11 protein-coding genes and 1 pseudogene are annotated in these 13753 nt (G+C 70.8%); 2 read left to right on the top strand and 10 right to left on the bottom strand.

Going from position 1 to position 13753, the window contains the following annotated elements:
• Positions 1-95: 95 nt before the first annotated feature.
• The 6 genes from folE to dacB all read right to left on the bottom strand — a co-directional run bounded on the left by folE (position 96) and on the right by dacB (position 7612).
• On the bottom strand, positions 96-704 hold the full coding sequence (gene folE / locus ACFYP3_RS04770; protein ID WP_388826720.1) for a GTP cyclohydrolase I FolE: 609 nt from the start codon (positions 702-704) through the stop codon (positions 96-98).
• 78 nt (positions 705-782) lie between these two features.
• On the bottom strand, positions 783-2819 hold the full coding sequence (ftsH, locus tag ACFYP3_RS04765) for an ATP-dependent zinc metalloprotease FtsH (RefSeq protein WP_388826717.1): 2037 nt from the start codon (positions 2817-2819) through the stop codon (positions 783-785).
• Positions 2820-3053: 234 nt separating this feature from the next.
• Entirely contained in the window at positions 3054-3614 is a 561-nt protein-coding gene (gene hpt / locus ACFYP3_RS04760; protein WP_030010907.1) for a hypoxanthine phosphoribosyltransferase, read from the bottom strand.
• A 65-nt stretch (positions 3615-3679) separates the two neighbouring features.
• A complete protein-coding gene (gene tilS, locus ACFYP3_RS04755; protein ID WP_388826714.1) occupies positions 3680-4714 on the bottom strand; it encodes a tRNA lysidine(34) synthetase TilS in 1035 nt (344 codons plus the stop codon).
• 243 nt (positions 4715-4957) lie between these two features.
• A complete protein-coding gene (locus ACFYP3_RS04750) occupies positions 4958-6094 on the bottom strand; it encodes a zinc-dependent metalloprotease (RefSeq protein WP_388826711.1) in 1137 nt (378 codons plus the stop codon).
• A gap of 60 nt (positions 6095-6154) precedes the next feature.
• The gene (gene dacB, locus ACFYP3_RS04745) at positions 6155-7612 is read right to left on the bottom strand and encodes a D-alanyl-D-alanine carboxypeptidase/D-alanyl-D-alanine-endopeptidase (RefSeq protein WP_388826708.1); all 1458 of its coding nucleotides are present in this window, start codon (positions 7610-7612) and stop codon (positions 6155-6157) included.
• A 164-nt stretch (positions 7613-7776) separates the two neighbouring features.
• On the opposite strand from dacB, the gene ACFYP3_RS04740 reads away from it, so the two are divergent.
• Both ACFYP3_RS04740 and ACFYP3_RS04735 read left to right on the top strand, forming a co-directional pair.
• Positions 7777-8271: an inorganic diphosphatase gene (locus ACFYP3_RS04740; RefSeq protein ID WP_008742522.1), complete on the top strand. Its 495-nt coding sequence runs from the start codon at positions 7777-7779 to the stop codon at positions 8269-8271.
• 202 nt (positions 8272-8473) lie between these two features.
• Positions 8474-10114: a threonine/serine exporter ThrE family protein gene (locus ACFYP3_RS04735; RefSeq protein WP_388826705.1), complete on the top strand. Its 1641-nt coding sequence runs from the start codon at positions 8474-8476 to the stop codon at positions 10112-10114.
• A gap of 132 nt (positions 10115-10246) precedes the next feature.
• On the opposite strand, the pseudogene ACFYP3_RS04730 reads toward ACFYP3_RS04735, so the two are convergent.
• The 4 genes and pseudogenes from ACFYP3_RS04730 to ACFYP3_RS04715 form a co-directional block, all read right to left on the bottom strand.
• Positions 10247-10927, bottom strand: a pseudogene (locus ACFYP3_RS04730) (DedA family protein); the annotation flags it as partial.
• Between the two features lie 174 nt (positions 10928-11101).
• Complete coding sequence (locus ACFYP3_RS04725) at positions 11102-11860, bottom strand: MerR family transcriptional regulator (RefSeq protein ID WP_388826701.1); 759 nt, start codon at positions 11858-11860, stop codon at positions 11102-11104.
• An 82-nt stretch (positions 11861-11942) separates the two neighbouring features.
• Entirely contained in the window at positions 11943-12743 is an 801-nt protein-coding gene (locus ACFYP3_RS04720; RefSeq protein ID WP_388826698.1) for an ABC transporter permease, read from the bottom strand.
• Positions 12740-13675 carry an ATP-binding cassette domain-containing protein gene (locus ACFYP3_RS04715; RefSeq protein ID WP_388826695.1) on the bottom strand — a complete coding sequence of 312 codons (936 nt, stop codon included), beginning with the start codon at positions 13673-13675 and terminating at the stop codon, positions 12740-12742. The genes ACFYP3_RS04720 and ACFYP3_RS04715 overlap by 4 nt, the downstream gene beginning before the upstream one ends.
• Positions 13676-13753: the final 78 nt, after the last annotated feature.

Genomic DNA, 13753 nt, shown 5'->3' with positions numbered 1-13753 from the left:
TCCCCGACTGCGTGCTGGGCAGCCCACCCATACCGCCCCTCGATCAGCGTGAATCACCTGATCAGCGACGATATCGGGCGGGTCTGACCATCCGGCTAGCGCGCCATGATCAGGGACATGGCCTCGTTGCGGGTGGCGGGGTCGCGGAGCTGGCCGCGGACCGCCGAGGTGATGGTCTTCGCGCCGGGCTTGCGGACACCGCGCATGGTCATGCACATGTGCTCGCACTCGATGACCACGATGACGCCGCGCGGCTCCAGGATCTCCATCAGGGAGTCCGCGATCTGGGTGGTCAGCCGCTCCTGGACCTGCGGCCGGCGAGCGTAGACGTCCACCAGGCGGGCCAGCTTCGACAGGCCGGTGATCTTGCCGTCGGAGGACGGGATGTAGCCGACGTGGGCCACCCCGTGGAAGGCCACCAGGTGATGTTCACAGGTGCTCTGCACCTCGATGTCCTTGACCAGGACCATCTCGTCGTGACCGAGGTCGAACGTCGTGGTCAGGACGTCTTCGGGCTTCTGGTAGAGGCCGGCGAATATCTCCTTGTACGCCCGCGCCACGCGCGCCGGGGTCTCCAGCAGGCCCTCGCGGTCCGGGTCCTCGCCGACCGCGATCAGGAGCTCACGGACCGCCGCCTCGGCGCGCTTCTCGTCGAACACGCCGATGGTGCCCTCGTCGCCGGTCAGGGTCACTGGGTCCGTCATTGCTTCCTCGTTCCTGTGAAAAAAATGCCGCGCCCCCCAGGCTAGAACCTGGGGGGCGCGGCTTCCATTCCGGGTGGATCAGGCCTCAGGGCGGTCCTCGGGGGCCACCTCGATGCCCTTCTCCGTCGAGACCGGCGAAACGGCGTTCGTCGCCGAGGTGCCGTTCGCCGAGTTCGTCAGCTGGAGCTCCTTGGGAGAGAGCACCGGCGGACGGGTGGAGGGAGTGCGGCGGGAGGAGCCGGTCCACGCGGGGCGGGCCGGACGCTTCACGATCGTGGAGAAGATCTCCGCGATCTGCTCCTTGTTCAGCGTCTCCTTCTCCAGCAGCGCGAGGACCAGGTTGTCGAGGACGTCACGGTTCTCGACGAGGATCTCCCAGGCCTCGTTGTGCGCGGTCTCGATGAGCTTCTTGACCTCTTCGTCGACCAGCGCCGCGACCTCTTCCGAGTAGTCCCGCGGGTGCGACATCTCGCGGCCCAGGAACGGCTCGGTGTTGTCGCCACCGAACTTGATCGCACCGAGACGCTCGGTCATGCCGTACTGCGTGACCATGGCCCGCGCCGTGGCGGTGGCCTTCTCGATGTCGTTCGCCGCGCCCGTGGTCGGGTCGTGGAAGACCAGCTCCTCGGCCGCGCGCCCGCCCAGCATGTACGCCAGCTGGTCGAGCATCTCGTTGCGCGTGGTCGAGTACTTGTCCTCGTCGGGCAGGACCATGGTGTAGCCCAGGGCCCGGCCGCGGGACAGGATCGTGATCTTGTGGACCGGGTCGGAGTTCGGGGAGGCCGCCGCGACCAGGGCGTGTCCGCCCTCGTGGTACGCGGTGATCTTCTTTTCCCGGTCCGACATGATCCGGGTCCGCTTCTGCGGGCCCGCCACGACGCGGTCGATCGCCTCGTCCAGCGAGTGGTTGTCGATCAGCTTCTTGTCCGAGCGGGCCGTGAGCAGCGCGGCCTCGTTCAGGACGTTGGAGAGATCGGCACCGGTGAAGCCGGGCGTGCGGCGGGCGACGGCGCCCAGGTCGACGTCCGGGGCGACCGGCTTGCCCTTCTGGTGGACCTTGAGGATCTCCAGACGGCCCTGCATGTCCGGACGGTCGACCGCGATCTGCCGGTCGAAGCGGCCGGGGCGCAGCAGTGCCGGGTCGAGGATGTCCGGACGGTTCGTGGCGGCGATCAGGATGACCCCGCCCTTCACGTCGAAGCCGTCCATCTCGACCAGCAGCTGGTTGAGGGTCTGCTCGCGCTCGTCGTGACCGCCGCCGAGACCCGCACCGCGGTGCCGGCCGACGGCGTCGATCTCGTCGACGAAGACGATCGCCGGGGCGTTGGCCTTGGCCTGCTCGAACAGGTCGCGGACACGCGAGGCACCGACGCCGACGAACATCTCGACGAAGTCGGATCCGGAGATCGAGTAGAAGGGGACACCGGCCTCGCCCGCGACGGCGCGCGCGAGCAGGGTCTTTCCGGTGCCGGGCGGGCCGTACAGCAGCACGCCCTTGGGGATCTTGGCGCCGACGGCCTGGAACTTCGCCGGCTCCTGGAGGAACTCCTTGATCTCGTGGAGTTCCTCGACGGCCTCGTCCGAGCCCGCGACATCGGCGAACGTGGTCTTCGGGGTGTCCTTGGTGATGAGCTTGGCCTTGGACTTCCCGAAGTTCATGACCCGGGAGCCGCCGCCCTGCATCTGGTTCATCAGGAACAGGAAGACAACGACGATGAGGACGAAGGGCAGGAGCGAGAGGAGAACGCTCAGGAACGGGCTGGTCTTGTCCGGCGTGACGGAGTATCCGTCCGGGATCTGACCGGCGTCGTACTTGGTCTGGAGGTTCTGGGCGAGCTGGACGCCCTGATCCCCGATGTAGTTGGCCTGGAACTTGGTGCCGTCATGCTTGCCGAGCTTCTGGCCGTCGCGCAGCTCGATCTTGATCATCTGGCTGTCGCCGGTGGTCAGCTTCGCTGTCTCCACCTGGCCAGTGTTGATCGCCTTGATGACCTCGCTGGTGTCCACCGACTTGTAGCCGCCGCCGGAGCCGACGACATTCATCAACACGACCACGGCGAGGACGGCCAGCACGATCCACATGACCGGCCCACGGAAGTATCGCTTCACGTCCATCCATACGGGGCGCCAGGCACCCCGTCCCTCCTGCCCGTAGGTAAATGCTGCTGTGAGTAAAGACTGTTCTTCGGAATGTACCCCTGTATTGTCACCCGCGGCCCCGTGGGACGGCTGACAGACCCGCCTTCCCCTGCTCCAACGGCGGGAATCGCCCACAGGTTCCCCGGAGCCCGCGGTGCTTTCCCGCAGGGCCCCGGAGACCGCGTGCGGCCGGGGCGGCCGGGAGCGGGGTCAGCCGCCGTAGACGTGCGGGGCGAGCGTGCCGACGAACGGCAGGTTGCGGTACTTCTCCGCGTAGTCGAGGCCGTAGCCCACGACGAACTCGTTGGGGATGTCGAAGCCGACCCACTTCACGTCGATCGCGACCTTCGCGGCCTCGGGCTTGCGCAGCAGCGTGACGACCTCGAGGGAGGCCGGCTGGCGCGAGCCCAGGTTCGACAGCAGCCAGGACAGCGTCAGCCCGGAGTCGATGATGTCCTCGACGATCAGGACGTGCTTGTCCTTGATGTCGGTGTCCAGGTCCTTGAGGATCCGGACCACGCCCGAGGACTGGGTTCCGGCGCCGTAGGAGGACACCGCCATCCAGTCCATGGTGAGCGGGGTGGACAGGGCGCGCGCCAGGTCCGCCATCACCATGACGGCGCCCTTGAGCACGCCGACGATGAGCAGGTCCTTGCCCGCGTACTCCGCGTCGATCTTCGCGGCCAGTTCGGCCAGCTTCGCGTCGATCTCTTCCTTGGTGATGAGCACCGACTGGAGGTCGTTGCCCATGTCCTTCTCGTCCACCCGCATCACTTTCGTTGTCGGCCGGGGCTCCGGGGGTGTCCCCGGAGGACTCAGCCGTGTTTCAGCACCTATCAGCCCTGCCGGATGACAAGTCTGCCACCCTGCCGCTGGGCCTCGACCCGGCCGGGCAGGTTGATGGCGCCCTGGCCTCGCCATCCGGTGATGAGGCGGTCGACTTCCTCGATGTGGCGGGCGAAGAGGGAGCCTGCGGGGGAGCCGGCGGCGACCACGGCCCTGCGCAGCACCCGGCGGCGGACGGCGGGGGGCAGGGCGTACAGCTTGGCGCACTCCAGGCGGCCGTCCGCGTCCCGTACGCCGGTCTCGGCCTCGGCGGCCCAGGCGTCGAGGGCGTCGGCGTCGTCACGGGAGAGCTGGGCGGTGCGGGCGAGTGCCTCGACGACCCCCTTGCCCAGCGCCTTCTCCAGGGCGGGCAGTCCCTCGTGGCGCAGCCGGGAGCGGGTGTAGGCGGGGTCGATGTTGTGCGGGTCGTCCCAGACGGGGAGGGACTGGACCATGCAGGCCTTGCGGGCGGTCTGGCGGTCGACCTGGAGGAAGGGGCGGCGGTAGCGGTGGCTGCGGCCGGGGCCTCCGGACTTCTCGGCCATGCCGGACAGCGAGCGGATTCCGGAGCCGCGGGCGAGGCCCAGCAGGACGGTTTCGGCTTGATCGTCCCGGGTGTGGCCCAGGAGTACGGCGGCGGCTCCGAGGCGGTCTGCGGCCTCGTCCAGGGCCCCGTAGCGGGCATCGCGGGCGGCGGCCTCGGGTCCGCCGTCACGGCCGACGCGCACGGCGACGGACTCCACCGGGTCGAGGCGGAGTGCGGTCATGCGGGTGACGACCTCGGCGGCGCGCAGGTCGGATCCGGCCTGGAGCCCGTGGTCGATGGTGATGCCGCCGGCCCGGATGCCGAGTTTGGGGGCCTCGAAGGCGAGGGCGGAGGCGAGCGCCATGGAGTCGGCGCCGCCGGAGCAGGCGACGAGCACGAGTGGCCGGGTGCCCGCTGTGGTGCGAGGGTCGGCAGGGGTGTCGGTGAGGTCGGTGAGGACGTCGTGGAGTACGCGGCGGACCGCCAGGCGTATCGCCGCGACCGCAGGATGGGGACCCATGTCCGGTGCCCTTCGATGGAGTTCGGATGCCTCGGAGGCGTTTGGGGGTGTGGTGCGCTGGGGGTGGTGCCCGGCTCCCCCGCGGGGCGGGGGCTGTCACGCAGGGATGTCACTCAGAGTGCGTCGATGGTGACAGAACCGAGCCGTTCCCCGAGCATCGCACGCCCTTCCACGGCCCACGGTCCCTCGGACGGGTGATGCTGCTTCCCCCAGTGAGACATGTTCACGCCCCTTGAGTCACCCTCATTCGCTCTGTTCGCTCCCCTTGCGGTGGACCCGGGCCACCCACTCGGCGGGCTTGGCGATCTCGGCCTTGGTCGGCAATGTGTTCGGGGAGGTCCAGACCCGGTTGAAGCCGTCCATGCCGACCTGGCCGACGACGGCGCGCACGAAGCGTTCGCCGTCGCGGTACTGGCGCAGCTTGGCGTCGAGGCCGAGGAGCTTGCGCAGGGCGGAGTCGAGGCGGCCGGCTCCGCTGGCCCTGCGCTGCTGGAACTTCTCGCGGATCTCGGCGACCGAGGGCACCACGTGGGGACCGACGCCGTCCATGACGAAGTCGGCGTGCCCCTCCAGGAGGGACATGACGGCGGTGAGGCGGCTCAGGATCTCGCGCTGCTCGGGGGTCTGGACGAGCTCGACGAGGGAGCGGCCCTCGTCGCCGTGTTCGTCGGCCGGGCGGGCTCCCGCGAAGGACTGGGCGGCCTCCCGGATGCGCTCGAGCACGGCCGCCGGGTCCACCTCGGTGGCGCCCAGGAACGTCTGGATTTCGCCTTCGAGGTGGTCGCGCAGCCACGGGACGGCCGTGAACTGTGTACGGTGCGTCTCCTCGTGCAGGCAGACCCACAGCCGGAAGTCGTGCGGGTTCACCTCCAGCTCGCGCTCGACGTGCACGATGTTGGGGGCGACGAGCAGCAGCCGGCCGCCCGCGGCCGAGGCGGGCAGGTCCCGGGAGGCGGGGGCGAAGGTCTCGTACTGGCCGAGGACCCTGGAGGCCAGGAAGCTCAGCAGCATGCCCAGCTCGACGCCGGTGACCTTGCCGCCGACGGCGCCGAGGACGGCTGCGCCGGGGGTGCCCGCGCGGCGGTCCTGCATCTTGCCGAGGAGCGGCTGGAGCAGTTCGCGGAACCCGGCGACGTTGGCCTTGATCCAGCCGGCCCGGTCGACGACCAGGACGGGGGTGTCGGGGACGGCGGATCCTTCCGGGATCATGCCGGTGAACTCGCGCACGTGTCGTTCCGAGATCCTGGCGTGCCCGCGCAGCTCCGCGACGACCGCCCGTGCCTCGTCCCGGGTGACCTCCGGCCCGGGACGCACCAAGCGGGTCGCGGTCGCCACCGCGAGGTTCCAGTCGACCATCTCCGCACCACTGATGCTCGTCATGCGTCAACCGTACGTGGGCGGGGCGCGCTGCGGACCCCCTCAGGTGCGGCCGGGCTGGGCCTACGACGTGGTGGCGACGGCCGCGGCCAGCTTGTCGAGGGCCTTCTCCGCGGCCTCGGGGCCGGGGGCGTTCGCGGTCAGGAAGGCGAAGGCGAGGAGTCGGCCGGAGGAGTCGACGACGGTCCCGGAGAGGGAGTTCACGCCGGTCAGGGTGCCGGTTTTGGCCCGGAGGAGGCCGGCGGCCGGGGAGGTGCCGGCGTTGCGGCCGCGCAGGGTGCCGGTGAAGCCGGCGACGGGCAGTCCGGTCAGGACCGGTCGCAGCTCCGGGCGCTGGGGGTCGGCGGCCTTGGCGAGGAGGCCGGTCAGCAGGCCGGCGCTGACCTTGTCGGCGCGGTTCAGGCCGCTGCCGTCGGCGAAGCGGGAGTCCGTGGTGTCGGCCCCGAGGGCGGCGAGCCGGGCGGCGACGGCCTTTTCGGCGCCTTCGAAGCTGGCGGGCTGTCCGGAGGCGAGGGCGGTCTGGCGGGCGAGGGCCTCGGCGATGTCGTTGTCGCTGTTGGTGAGCATCCGCTCGACGAGCCCGGCGACGGGGGTGGAGAGGGTGGTGGCGAGCGGCTGGACGGAGGTGCCCGTGCCGGCGGCGGGGGACTTGGCCTTGGCGGGTTCGCCGGTGACCTTGATGCCGCGTTCGGTGAGCAGGGTGCGGAAGGCGCGGGCGGCGTCCCTGGAGGGGTCCTCGGTCCGGTCCACGGGCCCGGAGGTGGAGTCGTCGGGGCGGCCTTCGTCGGCCGTCAGGGCGGTCACGAGCGCGAGGTTGGGGTTGACGCCGATCGGGTGGCGGCCGGGGCCGGTGTAGAGGCTGTCGTCGTAGCCGAGGGTCACGGTGTCGGTTCCGGCGGCCTTGAGGGCCTGTGCGGTGTCGGCGGCGAGGGCGACGAGGCTGCCGCCGGATCCGGCGGGGCTCTTCTTCTTCGCGGTGAGGGAGGGGTCGCCGCCGCCGACCAGGACGATCTGTCCGGGGGTCGCTCCGGGTACGACGGTGGTCCTGATCCGGTGTTCGGGTCCGAGCGCGGACAGGGCGGCGGCAGCGGTGACGATCTTGACGGTGGAGGCGGGGGTCATGGCGTCCCGCGCCCCGGAGTCGTAGAGGACCTGCCCGGTGGCGGTGTCGACGACGGAGGCGGTGCGGACGGTGCCGAGGGCGGGGTCGGCGAGCAGCGGTTTGAGCGCGGCGGCGAGCTTGTCGGAGACGGCGGGGGCGGCGGCCTGCCCCTGGGGGACGCCGGGGCCGATCGCGCCGAGCACGCCGGGGGCGCTGGGGGCGGCCTGCGGCAGGAGTCCGGAGCCGGGTCCGCGGCCGTGATCTGCGCCACCCGTGAGGCCCCAGGAGGCGGCTCTGTCCCGCTCGGCCTTACGCTGGCCGGAGTCCCAGGGACCGGCGGCGGCCACCGCTGCCACCGACAGGGCGAGGCCGGCGACGGCCGCACCCGCGATGAGCTGCCACGACTTGACCAATGGCACCTCGGACCAGCCCCTTTCGCGATCACACATATGCGTGAGGGACACTTAACCATTGCGTCTTGCCGCGAGCATGGCACCCCACCCGGCAGGGCCGGGGCGGTCGCGCACGCAGGTGAATCAAACGCAGTCTCGAAGCAATGAAGCTGATCATGGAGGAGCAGGACGTGGAGTTCGACGTCACCATCGAGATCCCCAAGGGTTCGCGGAACAAGTACGAGGTGGACCACGAGACCGGCCGGATCCGTCTGGACCGTCGCCTCTTCACCTCGACCAGCTACCCGGCCGACTACGGCTTCGTCGAGAACACCCTCGGCGAGGACGGCGACCCGCTGGACGCGCTGGTCATCCTGGACGAGCCGACGTTCCCCGGCTGCCTGATCAAGTGCCGCGCCATCGGCATGTTCCGCATGACGGACGAGGCGGGCGGCGACGACAAGCTGCTCTGCGTGCCGGCCTCGGACCCGCGTGTCGAGCACCTGCGCGACATCCACCACGTCTCCGAGTTCGACCGCCTGGAGATCCAGCACTTCTTCGAGGTCTACAAGGACCTGGAGCCGGGCAAGTCGGTCGAGGGCGCGAACTGGGTCGGCCGCACCGAGGCCGAGGCCGAGATCGAGGCCTCGTACAAGCGCCTTGAGGCGCAGGGCGGCCACCACTAGGTTCCGCCGGTGGGCGGGTCGGGGGATCTTCCCCGGCCCCTGGGCTTCGACAGTGGGCGGCACCTCCGCGACGGGGGTGTCGCCCACTGTCGTTCCCCGGCACCGGCACGTGTCGTTCCCCGGCTCCGGCACGACCTGCCTTCGCAATGGAGCAAACGGTTCCGCATACTGGTACCGCAGGTGATCAAGGAGGGGAGGACGCGTGGCGGAGGCCGACGGGGCAGAGGACAGGAAGCCCCAGTCCGACGAGGCGCACAGCGCCTTCACGCCGCCGCCCGGGATGGAGCCGGACGCCCTCGACGACGACCAGCCCACCTCGGAGTTCGCCCTTCCGGCCGGCGCCGGGCCGGTGCGGCCCGAGCCCGAGGGTTCGGCGTTCGCCACGCCGGCCACCTACAGCGCCGCGCACTACCCGCCCGCCTACACCCCGGGCCAGGACTTCCACGCCGTCCAGCTGAAGGAATCCCCCTGGCAGGACCGCATGCGCACGATGCTGCGCATGCCGGTGGACGTGCGTCCCGTACCGGACCTCGTGCAGCGGCCGAGCGAGGCCGGGCCCGCCGTGGGCCGCGTCCTCGACCTCACCCTGCGCATCGGTGAGCTGCTGCTCGCGGGCGGCGAGGGCGCCGAGGACGTGGAGGCCGCCATGTTCGCGGTGACCCGCTCCTACGGGCTGGACCGCTGCGAGCCCACCGTGACCTTCACCCTGCTGTCGATCACCCACCAGCCCTCGCTGGTGGACCACCCGGTGTCGGCGAACCGGACCGTGCGCCGCCGCGGCACCGACTACAACCGGCTCGCGGCCGTCTACCGGCTGGTGGACGACATCAGCGCCCCCGAGATCGACATCTCGCTGGAGGAGGCCTACCGGCGCCTCGCGGAGATCCGCCGCAACCGGCACCCGTACCCCGGCTGGATGCTCACCTCGGCCGCCGGACTGCTCGCCGGCGCCGCCTCCACCCTGGTCGGCGGCGGGGTGCTGGTGTTCATCGCGGCGGCGCTCGGCGCGATCCTCGGCGACCGGCTGGCCTGGCTGTGCGCGGGCCGCGGGCTGCCGGAGTTCTACCAGTTCATGGTCGCGGCCATGCCGCCGGCGGCGATCGGGGTGGCGCTGAACATGACCGCGATCGACGTCAAGGCCTCCGCGGTGATCACCGGTGGGCTCTTCGCGCTGCTGCCCGGGCGGGCGCTGGTCGCGGCCGTGCAGGACGGCCTGACCGGCTTCTACATCACCGCCTCCGCCCGCCTGCTGGAGGTGATGTACCTCTTCATCGGCATCATCATGGGCGTGCTGGTGGTGTTGTACATCGGCCTGCAGTTCGACGCCTCCCCCCGCCCGGAGGAGGTCCTGGAGATCCAGCAGCGGCCGCTGATCCAGATCGCGGCGTCGATGGTGCTGGTCTTCACCTTCGCGATCCTGCTCCAGCAGGAACGTTCCACCGTGTTGATCGTGACCCTCAACGGCGGGGTCGCCTGGGTCACCTTCGGCGCCCTGCACTACGCGGGGGGCATCCCGCCCGTGCCGTCCACCGCCGTCGCCGCCGGTCTGGTGGGCCTCTTCGGGCAGCTCTTCTCCCGCTACCGCTTCGCTTCCGCCCTGCCGTACGTGACGGCCGCCATCGGCCCGCTGCTGCCCGGCTCGGCGACGTACTACGGGCTGCTGCTGATCGCCGAGAACCGGCTGAACGAGGGTCTGGGCTCGCTGGTGAACGCCGCGGCCATCGCGCTGGCCATCGCCATCGGGGTCAACCTGGGGTCGGAGACGTCCCGGCTGTTCATGCGCATCCCGGGGGCCGCGAGCGCCGCGAAGCGCCGTGCGGCGAAGCGCACCCGCGGCTTCTAGCCGGCCCGGCGCCGGGTACGCGTACGCCCCGCGGGCTCGTGCGTGCCTGCGGGGCGTACGTGACGGCTGCACCGGCCGGGGCTGCGCCCCGGGCCGAGACCGCTAGCGCTTGGCGTGGCGGCCGCGGGTGCCCGGGGCCTGGGGGCCCGAGCCGTCGACGGCGGCGGCCTCGGGCCGCGCGTCGGCGCCGTTCGCCTTGTTCTCCTTGCGGGCCTTGAGCACCTCGAAGATCACCGGGATGACCGAGATGAAGACGATGGCCACCAGGATCGGCTCGACGTTCGTCTTGATGAACTCGATCTGGCCGAGCCAGTACCCCGCCATCGTGACGCCCGCGCCCCAGCCGATGCCGCCGATGACGTTGTACGTCAGGAAGGTGCGGTACTTCATCGAGCCGGCGCCGGCGACCATCGGCGCGAAGGTGCGGATGATCGGCACGAAGCGGGCGAGCACGATGGCCTTCGGGCCGTGCCGGTCCATGAACTCGTGCGCCTTGTCGAGGTTCTCCCGCTTGAAGAGCTTGGACTTCGGCCGGTTGAAGATCTTCGGCCCGAAGAACTTGCCGATCATGTAGCCGACCTGGTCACCGAGGATCGCGGCGGACACGATCAGGGTGCAGACCAGCCACAGCGGCTGCTTGATGTACTGCCCGTCCGCGACCAGCAGGCCCGCCGTGAACAGCAGGGAGTCGCCGGGCAGGAACGCGAAGAGTCCCGACTCGGCGAAGACGATGACCAGGATGCCGATCAGGCCGAAGTGCGAGATCAGGTAGTCCGGGGACAGCCACTCAGGGCCGAGCGCAATCGTGTACACGGGTTCCGGACTCTCCTGGATCGGGGGGCGTGCCGGGGGCAGCAGGCGGTTGCGGGCAGGGTAAGGGCGGTTTCAATTATCAACGCACACGACCCCCTCCCGGTTCCAGGTACCGGAGGGGGTCGGATGCGTGACATTCCGCTTACCCCGCGCCGCTCACGCCCTGCGCACTGCTCACACCTTGCGCACCGCGTTCGCCATGATCGCGTCCCGCAGGTGCGCGGCGAGGCCCGGCTTCATGGAGTCGTAGTACTCCTTGAACCGCTCGTCCGCCACGTACATCTCCCCGAGGCCCGTGTGGATCTCGTACGAGCACTCGTAGTACCAGGTGCTGATGTGCCGGCGGTGCTCCTCGGCCAGGTCCATCGCCGCCTCGCCGTCGGCGGACTCGCCGGCGTCCATCAGGGCGGCGTACCGCGCGCCCCAGGCCGCGACCTCGTCCTGGATGCCCCGCCAGTCCTCCTTGGTGTAGGTGGCGACCCGCCGCTGCGACTCCGCGTAGGCCTCGGTGCCGCCCCAGCGCTCCTCCGCCTCCTGCGCGTACTGCTCGGGGTCCTTGTCCCCGAAGACCTCGAACCGCTCCTCGGGCGTGAGGTTGATGCCCATCTTCTTCGCCTCCATGGCGTGCTCAACGGCCTTGGCCATCTGCTGGAGCCGGGCGATCCGGTCGGTCAGCAGGGCGTGCTGCCGGCGCAGATGCTCCCGCGGATCCGATTCCGGGTCGTCCAGCAGGACCGCGACCTCGTCGAGGGGGAAACCGAGCTCCCGGTAGAACAGGATCCGCTGCAGCCGGTCCAGGTCGGCGTCGTCGTACCGCCGGTGACCCGCGTGGCTGCGGCCGCTCGGGCAGAGCAGACCGATCTCGTCGTAGTGGTGCAGGGTGCGCACCGTCACTCCGGCGAATCCGGCGACCTGGCCCACGGAGTAGCCCATCGTCCCGCCCCTCTCCTCTGGTTGGGTACGCCCTTCACTGTGGTCCCTCACGTGGCGTGAGGTGCAAGTCCACGCCCCCGGCCTACCGGCTCAGGCCGCGGAACCTCGCCACCGCCAGCGGGAGGAAGACCGCCAGCAGCAGCACCGGCCAGCCGACGGCGAGCAGGGCGGCATGGTCACCGGCCCAGGACGGGGAGGCCGCCGCCGGGTTGCCGAACAGGTCGCGGACGGCCGTGGCCGTCGCCGACATCGGGTTCCATTCCACCACCGTCCCCAGCCAGCCCGGCATGGCCTGCGGCGTGGCGAAGGCGTTGGAGAGGAAGCCCACCGGCCACACCAGGATCTGCACGGCCTGCACCATCTCGGGCCGGCCCGCGACCATGCCGAGGAAGATCCCGATCCACAGCATCGCGAAGCGCAGCAGCAGGAGCAGGGTGAAGGCCGCGAGCGCGGCCGCCGGGGAGCCGTGCCAGCGCCAGCCGAGCAGCAGGCCGACGCCCGCCAGGACGGCGAGCCCCACGGCCGACTGGAGCATGTCCGCGGCGCTGCGGCCGACCAGGACGGCCGCGGAGGACATCGGCATGGCGCGGAAGCGGTCGATCACCCCCTTGCCGAGGTCCTGGGTGAGCGCCGTCATCGTCGCCTCCAGCCCGAAGGCCATGGTCAGCGCGAACATGCCGGGCACGAGGAACTCGACGTACTCGCCGTCGATTCCGCGGCCGCCGCCGACGAGGAAGCCGAACATCAGCAGCAGCATCACGGGGAAGACGAGCCCGACGACCAACTGCACCGGCTGCCGGGCCCAGTGCGCGAGCTCGCGCCGGGTCATCGTCCAGGAGTCCACGGCCACCCAGCCCGCCGCGGACATCGTGGGCTGCGTCATGCGGCCACCTCCGTGGTGTTCGTACGGTCCGTCAGGTGCAGGAAGACCTCGTCGAGCGTGGGCCGCCGGACCGAGAGGTCCGCCGCCTCGATGCCCGCCCCCTCCAGAGCGCGCAGGGTCAGGGCCAGGCCCGCCATGCGGTCCTGAACCGGGAAGCCGAGGGTGAGGGCGTCCGGGTCCACGACCGGGTCCGGCAGCAGCGCCGCCGCCTGCGCGAGCCGCGCCGCGTCCCGCAGGACGACGACGATCCGGTCCGGTCCGACGCGGGACTTCAGCTCGTCGGCCGTGCCCTCGGCCGCCACCCGCCCGGCGTCGATCAGCGCGATGCGGTCGGCCAGCTGGTCGGCTTCCTCCAGGTACTGCGTAGTCAGCAGGACGGTCGTACCGTCGCCCACCAGGGAGCGGACCGCGCTCCACACCTCGGCGCGGCCGCGCGGGTCGAGCCCGGTGGTCGGCTCGTCGAGGAAGAGCACCTCGGGCTCGGTGATCAGGGACGCCGCGAGGTCGAGTCGGCGTCGCATGCCGCCGCTGTACTGCTTCACGGGCTTGCGGCCGGTGTCGGCGAGGCCGAAGCGGTCCAGCAGCGCGTCGGCCCGCAACCCGGCCCGGCGCGCTCCCAGGTGGTGGAGGCGGCCGAACATCTCCAGGTTCTGCCGCCCGGACAGTTCCTCGTCGAGCGCCGCGTGCTGGCCGAGCAGCCCGATCCGGGCGCGGACGGCCGCGGGGTCCTTCCGTGCGTCGTGGCCGGCCACCCGGACCACGCCCTCGTCGTGCCGGAGCAGGGTGGTCATGATGCGGACCGCCGTGGTCTTCCCGGCCCCGTTGGGGCCCAGGACGGCGTGCACCGTGCCGCGTGTCACCTCCAGGTCCAGCCCGGCCAGGGCCGATGTGTCGCCGTACCACTTGTGGACACCTTCGACGAAGATCGCCAACGTGCTTCCAACTCCTCACGTCCCGCTCATTAGTCAAATTTGAGTAGCAGGGGGCGCCAAAGTACTGCCCGAAGCCGG

The organism is Streptomyces sp. NPDC005533 (genome assembly GCF_042871845.1).
Classification (GTDB): domain Bacteria; phylum Actinomycetota; class Actinomycetes; order Streptomycetales; family Streptomycetaceae; genus Streptomyces.
This window is presented reverse-complemented; position numbering and strand designations above follow the sequence as displayed.